The sequence below is a fragment of the Pseudomonas sp. 02C 26 genome (assembly GCF_002843585.1).
In the GTDB taxonomy this organism is placed as follows: Bacteria; Pseudomonadota; Gammaproteobacteria; order Pseudomonadales; family Pseudomonadaceae; genus Aquipseudomonas; species Aquipseudomonas shirazensis.
Genome location: NZ_CP025262.1, coordinates 1,469,063 through 1,480,168, shown reverse-complemented (window position 1 = coordinate 1,480,168; position 11,106 = coordinate 1,469,063). Strand labels below are relative to the sequence as shown.

Below are 11,106 nucleotides of genomic sequence, written 5' to 3'. Positions count from 1 at the left end.
TCTACCCTTAACGTTGCGTGGTGGTACCGAGCATTGCGTAGCTCTCGTACGACTTCATCTGTTTAGCGATCTGCGAGATCTTGCTGGCGTAGTTCGGGTCGGTTGCGTACCCGGCCTTCTGCAGCTCTCGCACAAACTGTTCTGGGTTATCGGCCGACTTGACCGCATCTTGATAGCGCGCATTGTTCTGCAGCAGGCTGACCAGGTCGTGGAAGCTGTCCTGGTAGGAGTCGTAGGAACGGAACGCGGCGGTTTCCTTGACGAAGGCACCATCGCGGAACTCGCTGGTGATCGCCCGCGCTTCACCGCCCTGCCAACTGCCGGTGGCCTTGATGCCGAACAGGTTGTGGCTGCTGCTGCCATCGGTGTTGCGCATCACCGACTTGCCCCAGCCGGTTTCCAGCGCGGCCTGGGCTACCAGGTAGCGCGGGTCGATGCCGATGCGCTTGGCCGCTTGTTCAGCCATTGGCAGCATGGTCGAGACGAATTCGTCACTGTTGCCGAAGGCCCTTTTCGGCGCCAACGGTGGCTGGGCCATGGCCCGACCGAGGATGCGCGTACCGCCATCGGCGGCAGCAAACGCTTGCGCTGGCTCCCAATCGCCCTTGACCACGCCATTGACCAGTTGCCCGTCACGCGCCGGCAGCGCCGCACCAGCGCCGGCCAGCGCCGGGTTGCCGGCAGACGGCACGATGCCGGCCAGCAGCCGATCGGTGAGCTTGCCAGGCAGCGACAGGCGCCGCGAGTTGAGCGCGGCGACGTCATTGCGCGCGGCACTGCTGGTATCGCCGTGAACCGGCGTCGCCACCTTGGTCCCCCACAGCGCAGGGCCTGCGCCCTCGCCGCGCAGGAACGGGTTGGGCGTCGCGACCGGGTTCTTCTGCTTGGACAATTGCCGCACCAGCACATCCTGCAAGCCGATGCCGCCGCCCTCGCGGGACATACTCACGGACAGCTGCTGGTCATACATGTCACGGTACTGCTTGACCGTTTCGGTGTTCAGCTCGTTGTCTTCAGCGAGCACGTCACTGGCCTTGCGTGATGCCTTAAGCATCTCGCTGATGAACAGCGACTCGAACTCCTGGGCGACCTTGCGCACGTTCGCTTCGCTGTCACGATCGCCATGCTTGAGCGAGGTCAGGCGGTTGAGGTCGGTGTAGGCACCGCTGTCGGCTTGACTGGAAACCAGACTCTTGGAGTTCATCAAAGCGCCCTCAAATCACGATCAGGTCGGCTTGCAGAGCACCGGCCTGTTTCAGCGCTTCAAGGATGGCCATCAAGTCACTGGGCGCTGCCCCGACCTGGTTGACCGCTCGGACGATCTCATCCAGGGTGGTGCCCGGGCCGAACTTGAACATCGGCTTGGCTTCCTGCTCTGCGTTCACGCGCGAACGTGGCACCACGGCCGTCTGGCCATTGGAGAACGGCCCCGGCTGGCTGACGATCGGGTCTTCGGTAATGGTCACGGTGAGGCTGCCGTGGGTCACCGCAGCCGGCGAAACCTTGACGTTCTGGCCGATGACGATGGTGCCGGTACGCGAGTTGATGATGACCTTGGCCACGGCCTGGCCCGGATCGATCTCGAGGTTCTCCAGGATCGACAGGTAGTCGACACGCTGGCTTGGGTCCATCGGCGCAGTGACCCGCACCGAACCGCCATCCAGGGCCTGGGCAACACCTGGGCCGAGCAGCTCGTTGACCTTGTCGACGATGCGCTTGGCGGTGGTGAAGTCAGGGCGATTGAGGTTCAGGGTCAGGCTATTGCCCTGGTTGAAACCACTCGGCACGGCCCGCTCGACACTGGCACCGCCAGGGATACGCCCAGCCGAGGGCACGTTGACGGTGATCTTCGAGCCATCGCGGCCTTCGGCATCAAAACCGCCGACCACCAGGTTGCCCTGGGCGATGGCGTAGACGTTGCCGTCGATACCCTTGAGCGGGGTCATCAGCAGGCTGCCACCGCGCAGGCTCTTGGAGTTACCGATCGACGACACGGTGATATCGACCACCTGGCCCGGCTTGGCAAACGCTGGCAGATCCGCATGGATCGACACGGCGGCGACGTTCTTCAGCTGCACGTTGCCCGAGCCTGGCGGCACCTTGATGCCGAACTGCGAGAGCATGTTGTTGAAGGTCTGCAGGGTGAACGGGGTCTGCGTGGTCTGGTCGCCAGTGCCGTTCAAGCCGACCACCAGGCCATAACCAATCAGCTGGTTGGTGCGCACGCCGGAGATACTGGCGATGTCCTTGAGGCGCTCGGCGTGGGCGCTGAACGCACAGGATACAAGCACGGTTGCGGCAATCAGCTGCCTGAAATTAAGCATGGGCATCCGTACTCAGAAAGGCCAAAGCGGGCTGAGGAAGAAGCGGTCCAGCCAACCGGGCTGGCTGGCATCGGCAAACGAACCGGTACCCGAATAGGTGATGCGCGCATCGGCGACGCGGGTCGACGGTACGGTGTTGTCGGTGGCGATGTCATCGGCGCGCACCAGCCCGGCAATCCGCACCAGCTCGTCGCCGGTGTTAAGGGTCATCCACTTCTCGCCGCGCACGGCGATGATGCCGTTGGGCAGGACTTCAGCCACGGTCACAGTGACCGAACCGGTCAAGGTATTGCCCTGGGCGGCCTTGCTGTCGCCCTTGGTCGCGCGGTTACCGCTGTAGCCGGCTTCGAGCGACAGGTCACCACTGCCCAACGGGTTGTTGGTATTGGGGATGGCGCCGAACAGCGAAGTCAGGCCGAGGCTGGCCTTGCTGTCTTTGCCCACCTGGGAGTTGGCACTCTTGCTCGCCGAGGTACGCTCGTTGAGGGTGATCGTGATGATGTCACCCACCCGAAACGCCTTGCGGTCGCCATACAGGTTCTGCTCGAAGCCGGCCTGATAGATCGAGCCGTTGTTGGCCGACGCCGGCAATGGGGTGCGCGGCAACACCGGCGCGTAGTACGGGTCGTTGGGCTTGGGCGTCGGCGCGACGCAACCGGCCAACAACACCGCCCCACCCAGGGCGAATACGGACAACAAACGGCTCATGACGCTTCCCTCACGGTAGAACTGGCGCTGCAACAGCGACCTGAATTTACAGCTGCTGGGTGACGAACCCGAGCATCTTGTCGGCGGTCGAAATGACTTTGGAGTTCATCTCGTAGGCACGCTGGGTGGTGATCATGTTGACCAGCTCTTCCACGGTGCTGACGTTGGAGTTTTCCAAGGTCTGCTGCAAGGTGGTGCCGAAGCCGTTCAGGCCCGGGGTACCGACCTGTGGCGCGCCGCTGGCGGCGGTTTCCAGGAACAGGTTGTTGCCCATTGCCTGCAGGCCTGCCGGGTTGATGAAGTCAGCCGTCTGCAGGTTGCCGATGATCTGCGCCGCCGGGTTGCCGGCGGTGGTGATCGACACGGTACCGTCCTGGCCCACGGTGAAGGTCTGGGCGTCGTTGGGGACGACGATCGCAGGCTCCAGGGCAAAGCCGTTGGCGGTCACTACCTGACCATCGGAGTTCAGGTGGAAGGTACCGTCACGGGTGTAGGACACGGTGCCGTCAGGCTGCAAGACCTGGAAGAAGCCGCGACCATTGACCGCCAGGTCGAGCGGGTTCTCGGTAGTTTGCAGGCTGCCGGTCTGGAAGTTCTTCTGAGTGCCAACGATGCGCACACCGGTACCGACCTGCAGGCCCGAAGGCAGCTCGCTGTCTTGCGTCGACTGAGCGCCAGGCTGGCGTTTGATCTGGTACAGCAGGTCCTGGAATTCGGCGCGATCACGCTTGAAGCCGGTGGTCGAAACGTTGGCCAGGTTGTTGGAAATGACCGTCAGGTTGGTGTCCTGGGCGGACAAACCGGTCTTGGCGACCCAAAGTGCCGGAAGCATAGTGTTCTCCTCGCGCGCCTGTTTTTCGGCACCCGTTCAAAATTGATTAGCTGATTTGCAAAACCCGGGCCATGGCTTCATCGCCTTCCTTGGCCGTGTTCATCATCTTCACGTGCAGTTCGAACTGGCGCGACAAGGCCAGCACCGAGGTCATTTCCTCGACGGCATTGACGTTGCTCGACTCAAGGAAACCCGACACCACCTTGACGTTGATGTCGGCATCCGCAGGCTGGCCACTGGTGGTGTGGATCATGCCGTCGGTACCTTTGGTCAGGCCCTTGATGTCCGGGTTGACCAACTTGATCCGGTCGACCTCAGCCATCACCCGCGGGTCTTCACCCATGGCGCGAATGCTGATGGTGCCGTCTTCGCCGATCTCGACCTTCTGCTCGGGCGGCACGGCAATCGGGCCGCCGTTGCCGATCACCGGCATGCCATTGCCAGCGCGCAGGACGCCGAGGGCGTCAATATTGAGGCTGCCGGTGCGTACATAGGCTTCGCTGCCATCTGGTGCCTGCACGGCGATAAAGCCATTGCCGGTCACGGCAACATCCAGCTCGCGGCCGGTTTCCACCAGCGCACCGGCGGTGAAGTCGGTGGTCGGGCGCTCGGACAGGGCAAATGCTCGCGACGGAAAGCTGTCACCAAACACCGGCATCGAGCGCGCCTGCTCCAGGTCACGCTGGAAACCGTTGGTTGAAACGTTCGCCAGGTTGTTGGCATGGGCCTTTTGCGCCAGCGCGTTCTGGCTGGCGCCGGTCATGGCCACGTAAAGCATCTTGTCCACAGTCTTCCTCCACTGCACTGGCGATTGCTTGCCGCTCGCCGCTGCTATACAGGCGATAAAGCAAGTTCCGAACCAACTTCTACAAAGCATGAAAAAGCCCGTGTTTACGGGCTCATGGGGGATAGTGGGGAAATACTCACGCCGGATATCCGGCGCTTGCTTGCCGCCGGCGGCAACTGGCTACAACTCGCGGCAACCGGCATTGTTGAAGGGCCCGGCAAAACGCTTCCAGCTCTCCCCTGGCGACCACTGCGAACACACCAGCCGGCCATCCACCTGGCTTTCCCAGCGCCACCACGGCGCGGTGCCAGCCTGAGCCTGCAGCAGGTACAACACAGCAGCGCTGGCGATGATCAGTTTTTTCATGTCCACCTTGCCTGAAACGACGAGCCCCTTGCAGCGAAGGGGCTCGTCCAGTGTCCATCCTCAGCGCTTTTAGCCGACCATCTGGATGGTGGTCTGCATGATGGTGCTCTCGGTCGAGATGGTCTTGGCGTTCGCCTGGTAGTTGCTCTGCGCCTTGATCAGCTCGACCAACTCCTGAGTCAGGTTGACGTTGGAGGCTTCCAGCGAGTTGGACTCGACGCCGCCCAGGGTGCCGGTCTTGGGTGCGTCAACGCCCGGGATACCCGACGCGAAGGTCTCGGTCCAGCGGGTGCCGCCGATCTGCTGCAGACCCTGCTCGTTGGCAAAGCTGGCCAGAGCCACCTGGCCGATCGCCCGCGACTGCTGGTTGCTGAAGCTGGCAAACATGACGCCGCTGGAGTCGATGCTCAGGCTCGACAGAACACCGGTGGCGTAACCATCCTGCGACTGCGACATGCGCGCGGTCTCGGTGTTGTACGAGGTAGTGCTGTTCATCGACAGACGCATGCCATCCGGGTTGCCGGCCGAGCCATTGGAGCCCCAGTTGCCGGCACCGTCTTTTTCGGCCGGGATCCAGCCCTTCATGCTGAAGACATTGTTGGTCACACTCCATTCGGCGCCGGTCGGCAGGCCAGTCTGGTCGGCCGTCATCGAGGCAACGCTGCCGTCTTCGTTGAAACTGACGGTACCCACCAACGGCGCGGTGCTGGTCGGATCCATCGGGTTACGGCCGTCGACCAGGGTATACATGGTCCACTCGTTCTTGCCGGTCTTGCGATAGAACTGCTCCATGGTGTGCTCGTTACCCTGGCTGTCAAAAACCTTGGTCGGGAACGACTTGGTGTATGAGGTTTCGTCAGCCGGGTCGAAGACGATATCACCCGCGCCAGGCGGGGTAGCCGGCAGCGGAATGGAGGTTGCCGAGGAGTTCAGGTTGATGCCCTGATCGATCAACGTGGTGGCTTTTGGCGCCAGTGACGAGGTGTCGATCTTCAGGTCGGTGAGGATGCCCTTCTGGATCTTGCCGTTGGAATCAGCTGCGTAGCCCTGCAGACGCAGGCCGTCGGAGGTCACCACAAAGTTGTCTTTGTTGTTCTGGAATGCACCGGCACGGGTATAGACCTGGGTGCCGTTGTCGGACAACACGAAGAAGCCGCGGCCCTGGATACCCATGTCCAGCACGTTGCCGGTGTTATTCACGTCACCCTGGCTGAACTGCTGGGAAACCGCGGCCAGGCGCACACCATTGCCGATCTGGTTCTTGCCCACGCCCAGACGGTTGGCGCCGGCATAGACGTCGGCGAACTCGGTGCGCGAGGACTTGAAGCCATTGGTGTTGACGTTGGCAATGTTGTTGCCGGTGACGTCCAGTTGCTTGTTGGCTGCGTACAGACCGCTAAGGCCGATATTGAAAGACATGCTGTTGCTCCTTGTGCCGTTCTGGCCTTAGATACCGATGGTTTGTACGTCGGAAAGAGAGACCTTGCCGACGCCGGCGAGGTTGAGGACCATTTCGCCATTGGCGCTGAAACTGACGCTGGTGACCTTGGCCGGCAGCAGGGTATTCATCTGCACCGACTTGCCGTCCACCATGGTGCTGGCGGTAAAGGTGTAGGTACCCGGATCGACCTTGACGCCCTTGTCGTTGGTGCCGTCCCAGATGAAGTCGGCGTAACCGGCTTTCTGTTCGCCCAGCTCAATGGTCTTGACGGTATTGCCGTCCTTGTCCTTGACCGTGATCTTGGCTTCGCTGATGCCTTCCGGCACCACAAACTGCCCATTGAAGCTTGCACTGGTGTCAACCACCGCCTTGTCGTTCTGCACGATCACCGAACGACCGACCAGCGACGACGCCTGCAGCGCCTGGGACGAACCCAGCGAACTGGTGATTGCATTGACCGACTCGTTCAGCGACGTGATGCCTTCAAGGCTGCTGAACTGCGCCAACTGCGCCACGAACTCGCCATTGCCCTGAGGTTCAAGCGGGTTCTGGTGCTGCATCTGGGAAACCAGCAACTGCAGAAACGCATCCTTGCCCAGCGAATCAGTGCCGGTCTTGGAAGCCGTATCGGTGGTCACCTTCTTGGTCCCGGTGCTGACACCCGACGCTGCGATCACTTCATTGAGGTTGGTACTGTTGATAGCCATGGTCCGGATTCCTTATCACTGACCCAGGGTCAGTACCTTCTGCATCATGGTCTTGGCAGTGTTCATAAGCTCGGCATTGGTCTGGAACGAACGGTTCGCCGAGATCATGTCAGCCATCTCTTCGACCACGTTGACGTTCGGGTAGTAGACGTAACCGTCCTTGTTGGCCGCCGGGTGATTAGGCTGGTAGCGGGCTTCCAGATTACTCTGGTCTTCGATGATGCCCGTTACCTGCACGCCCTGCCCCGCTTCACCCTGGTCTTCGAACAACGACTGCCCCATGCCGGCCTGGGCCTGCTGGAAGGTGGTGGCGAACACGGGGTGACGTGCGCGGTAGGTCTGGTCGATGCTCGACGAGACCGTCTCGGCGTTGGCAATGTTCGAAGCGACGGTGTTGAGGCGGGTATTCTGCGCGCTCATGCCGCTACCGGCGATATTGAAAACGTTGGAAAGGGACATGGTTACTCTCCGCGCAGGGCCGATACCAGCCCTTTGAATTTACTGTTGAGCAAAGTGAAGCTGGCCTGGAAACCGATCGCGTTTTCGGTGTAGTTGGCCTGCTCGACCTGAGCGTCAACGGTGTTCTGGTCGACCGACGGCTGTGTCGGTGTACGGTACTTCAGGGTGTCGTCACCCATGGCCAGGCCCTGCGCTTCGATATGGCGAGTGTTGGTGCGGTCGAGCGCGATGCGGCCGTTTTGCTGCTTGTCGCTCTCGGCAGCCAGCACCGACGAAAAGTCCATGTCACGCGCTTTGTAGTTGGGCGTGTCGGCGTTGGTGATGTTGTTGGCCAGGACCTCTGCGCGCTGAGCGCGAAAGCCCAGGGCTTTTTCATGGATGCCAAGCGCTTTGTCGAAACTGATGCTCATGGATGCAAACCTTCGCCGATGGGGCCGGAGTGTCGTTGGCGAAGTTATAGCAAGGCCTGTGCCAACCAGCTGGAAGGCACGGGATCAGGGCGTTCAGCCTTGCTTGCGAGCATAGGAATGCCAGAAAAGCGGCAAAGTGCTTCCGCTTGATGGGAGGCGGGCGGCAATAGTTGGACGGCAAAAGCGGCAAATCAAAAAATTGACGCCAACGAAAATGTCAATTGGCCACTATTTTAGGATAGGATTCGCGCCGCGCAGACATGCGGCCCCGCTGGCCGTAGTCGCCTGACTTACTGCCTCGAGCCATGCATGGATGCGCGCCGTTTGCTCCCCCGTTTTTCAAGGACAGAACCGTGGCTCCCGTTATCTTCCGCAAGACCCTGCTGGCCCTGGCCATCACCGCCAGCGCCCTCCCCGCCTTTGCCGTGCCGCTCGCCAACCAGGTGGTCAACCTGACCAACGCCGGCTTCAAGAGCGAGCACCAGACTCACTACGGCAATCTCGAATTCACTGGCAGCTACACCGGCGGCAGCGATGAAGACGCCATTGAACTGAACGGCTCGACGATTACCGGCGACCTGATCCTCAACAGCACCATCGACAGCAGCGGCGACTTTGCCGGCGGCGTGGACATGGACAGCTGGGAAGATGGCCTGGGCTGGGCACGCAACGACATCGCCGGCGACGTCATCAACAAAGGCAGCATCAGCGCCACCGGCGGCGGCGCCAACGCGCTGATGATCGATCCAGCGCGGATCGGCGGCAACCTGATCAACCAGGGTTTGCTGTCGGCCATCGGCGAGCCACTGACAGACGGCGGCGGCACCGATGTCGCTCGCGCGCTGGACTTCTCCGGCACCTCGCTGATCGAAGGCGACCTGATCAACGCCGACAGCGGCCGTATCGTGGCCAGCGGCGAAAGCGCCCGCGGGATCAACCTCGAAGGCGGCACCATCAATGGCAAGGTGATCAACTACGGCAGCATCGTCGTCAGCGGCGAAGGCGCCACTGCCATCGACGCCACCACCAGCAACCGCGGCGACATGGTCGACCTGGCCGGCATCGAAAACCACGGCACCATCATCGCCACCGGCAACGACGCCAACGGCATCATGCTCGACGGCGCCAGCCTGAGCACCGCCGATGGCGTACACCTGCTCAACACCGGCACCATCATTGCCGAAGACGCGGCAATCAGCATCGGCAACGTCGACTTCGACGGCCCGGGCCTGCAACCTCAGTACCAGTTGCACGGTGATCTGAACATCTTCAACAGCGGCACCATCATCTCTCAGGATGAAGCGATCGATGCCTCCGAAGCCAACCGCCCGGTCGAGTTGATCCTGCGCAAAGGCAGCGTGATCGTCGGCAACCTGATCGACCTGTCGAACATCGAAGTCGAGGCCGACACCTCCTTCACTGGCACCGACAGTTCCGCTGACGGCTCCAACATTCGCCTCAAGGACAACGGCTGGATCGACGTCGGTTCGGTTTCGGGCGGCAACTCGGCGACCCTGGCGCTGCAGTCGGCGCACACCACCATCGACGGCAACCTGTATGTTGCTGGCAACTCGGCACTGGGCCTGACCCTGGGCGCCGACACCAACCCTGCTCGCGCTGTCGTCAGCGTCAGCGGCACCGCTGAATTCGGCGAAGGTGCGCAACTGAAACTGACTGCACGCGGTAATGACTTCAGCGCCAACGGCAGCCGTTTCAAGCTGATAGAGGCCGGCGAGCTGCAAGGTGCTCCGCTGGTCACCAGCACCTCGGCACTGCTCGATGTCGACACCAGCGCTGTCGAAGGCAACACAGTCGTGGCGGTGGTCACCACCAAGGATCAGCAAGGCATCGACCACGTACTGGATCTGAATGGCGGCACCATCAACCACAAACGCGCGCTCGGCGCCCTGGCCAAGGACGGCGTCCTCGCCAAGCTTGCCGCCAATGACCCCCTGCTGCGTGCTGCGGTCAACGCCGACAGCAAGCAGCTGGCCAAGATTGCCGAACAGCTGACCCCGGAAATCAACGGCGGAGCTACCCAGGCAGCGACCACCAGCCAAAGCCTGGTCAACGGCGTGACCACCAGCCGCACCAGCGGCCTGCGCGGCGCTTCGTCGGGCGACGCGCTCCAGCAGACCGGCGTGTGGATTCAGTCGCTGTACAGCGATGCGACCCAAGGCCAACGCGACGGCATTGCCGGCTACAACGCCTACAGCCGCGGCATCGCGGTAGGTGCTGATGGCAAGCTCAACGACCAGCTGACCCTGGGCCTGGCGTACAGCTTCATCAATACCGACGTCAACGGCAAAAGCGGCAACCAGACCGAAGTCGACAGCCACGCATTCACCCTGTACGGCGGCTTTGAGCAGGGTAACTACTTCGTTGACGCCAGCCTGACTTACGGCTTCAACGACAACGAAGGCAAGCGCGACATCGCCGGCACCCGCGCCAAGGCTGACTACGACAGCGACCTGCTGGGCCTGAATCTGGTTGGAGGTTATACCTACCGGATCAACCCACAGTTGCTGATCGAGCCGCGCCTGGCGGCGCGTTACAGCCGAGTGGAAATCGATGGTTATCGTGAGAAAGGTTCTTCTGCTGCGCTGAAGATCGAAGATCAGCGTTATGAAGCGATCGAGCTGGGGGCTGGGGTTCGGGTTGCCGGAAGCGTTGGCCTGGGCGCCGGGACGCTGGAACCGCAGTTCAAGTTGATGGGCTATCACGACTTCGCGGCCGACCAGGCCAGCAGTACGTCTACCTTCCTGCTGGGCAATACGCCGTTTGTGACGCACGGAGCTGATGCGGTACGCAACAGTTACGAAGCGGGCGTGGGGGCTGATTACAAGCTGGGCGCTGTGACGGTGGGTCTGAATTATGACTACATCGGCAAGTCCGGATTTGACGCCGATGTGTTCTCGGCCAAGGTACGGTATGACTTCTGAGTTGACCTTGTGAGGGGTTGATTGGTTGTTGTTCTGGAAAAGGCTAGCGTCGATTGACGCTGGCCTTTTTTGTTCATGGCCTTGGGCTTGTCGGGGCCGCTGCGCGACCGTTTACGACCATCCGGCAAGG

11 protein-coding genes are annotated in these 11,106 nt (G+C 61.6%); 1 reads left to right on the top strand and 10 read right to left on the bottom strand.

The features are described from left to right. Positions 1-7: 7 nt before the first annotated feature. From flgJ to flgB, 10 genes are all read right to left on the bottom strand, one after another. Positions 8-1,204, bottom strand: coding sequence for a flagellar assembly peptidoglycan hydrolase FlgJ (flgJ, locus tag CXQ80_RS06855; RefSeq protein ID WP_101317783.1), 1,197 nt, complete (start codon positions 1,202-1,204; stop codon positions 8-10). A 10-nt stretch (positions 1,205-1,214) separates the two neighbouring features. Next, positions 1,215-2,324 carry a flagellar basal body P-ring protein FlgI gene (locus CXQ80_RS06850; RefSeq protein WP_101317781.1) on the bottom strand — a complete coding sequence of 370 codons (1,110 nt, stop codon included), beginning with the start codon at positions 2,322-2,324 and terminating at the stop codon, positions 1,215-1,217. A 12-nt stretch (positions 2,325-2,336) separates the two neighbouring features. Next, positions 2,337-3,032 (bottom strand): flagellar basal body L-ring protein FlgH, encoded by a 696-nt coding sequence (gene flgH, locus CXQ80_RS06845; RefSeq protein ID WP_101317779.1) that lies wholly within the window; start codon positions 3,030-3,032, stop codon positions 2,337-2,339. Positions 3,033-3,078: 46 nt separating this feature from the next. Continuing rightward, positions 3,079-3,864: a flagellar basal-body rod protein FlgG gene (flgG, locus tag CXQ80_RS06840; protein ID WP_101317777.1), complete on the bottom strand. Its 786-nt coding sequence runs from the start codon at positions 3,862-3,864 to the stop codon at positions 3,079-3,081. Between the two features lie 46 nt (positions 3,865-3,910). Continuing rightward, positions 3,911-4,651 (bottom strand): flagellar basal-body rod protein FlgF, encoded by a 741-nt coding sequence (flgF, locus tag CXQ80_RS06835; protein WP_101317775.1) that lies wholly within the window; start codon positions 4,649-4,651, stop codon positions 3,911-3,913. Positions 4,652-4,831: 180 nt separating this feature from the next. Further along, complete coding sequence (locus CXQ80_RS06830; RefSeq protein WP_101317773.1) at positions 4,832-5,017, bottom strand: hypothetical protein; 186 nt, start codon at positions 5,015-5,017, stop codon at positions 4,832-4,834. 69 nt (positions 5,018-5,086) lie between these two features. Further along, positions 5,087-6,436 (bottom strand): flagellar hook protein FlgE, encoded by a 1,350-nt coding sequence (gene flgE / locus CXQ80_RS06825; RefSeq protein ID WP_101317771.1) that lies wholly within the window; start codon positions 6,434-6,436, stop codon positions 5,087-5,089. A 27-nt stretch (positions 6,437-6,463) separates the two neighbouring features. Continuing rightward, positions 6,464-7,165: a flagellar hook assembly protein FlgD gene (gene flgD / locus CXQ80_RS06820; protein ID WP_101317769.1), complete on the bottom strand. Its 702-nt coding sequence runs from the start codon at positions 7,163-7,165 to the stop codon at positions 6,464-6,466. Between the two features lie 15 nt (positions 7,166-7,180). Beyond that, complete coding sequence (flgC, locus tag CXQ80_RS06815) at positions 7,181-7,624, bottom strand: flagellar basal body rod protein FlgC (protein ID WP_101317767.1); 444 nt, start codon at positions 7,622-7,624, stop codon at positions 7,181-7,183. 2 nt (positions 7,625-7,626) lie between these two features. After that, positions 7,627-8,034 carry a flagellar basal body rod protein FlgB gene (flgB, locus tag CXQ80_RS06810; RefSeq protein ID WP_101317765.1) on the bottom strand — a complete coding sequence of 136 codons (408 nt, stop codon included), beginning with the start codon at positions 8,032-8,034 and terminating at the stop codon, positions 7,627-7,629. A 365-nt stretch (positions 8,035-8,399) separates the two neighbouring features. On the opposite strand from flgB, the gene CXQ80_RS06805 reads away from it, so the two are divergent. Next, the gene (locus tag CXQ80_RS06805) at positions 8,400-10,976 is read left to right on the top strand and encodes an autotransporter domain-containing protein (protein ID WP_371918920.1); all 2,577 of its coding nucleotides are present in this window, start codon (positions 8,400-8,402) and stop codon (positions 10,974-10,976) included. The last annotated feature ends 130 nt before the right edge of the window (positions 10,977-11,106 follow it).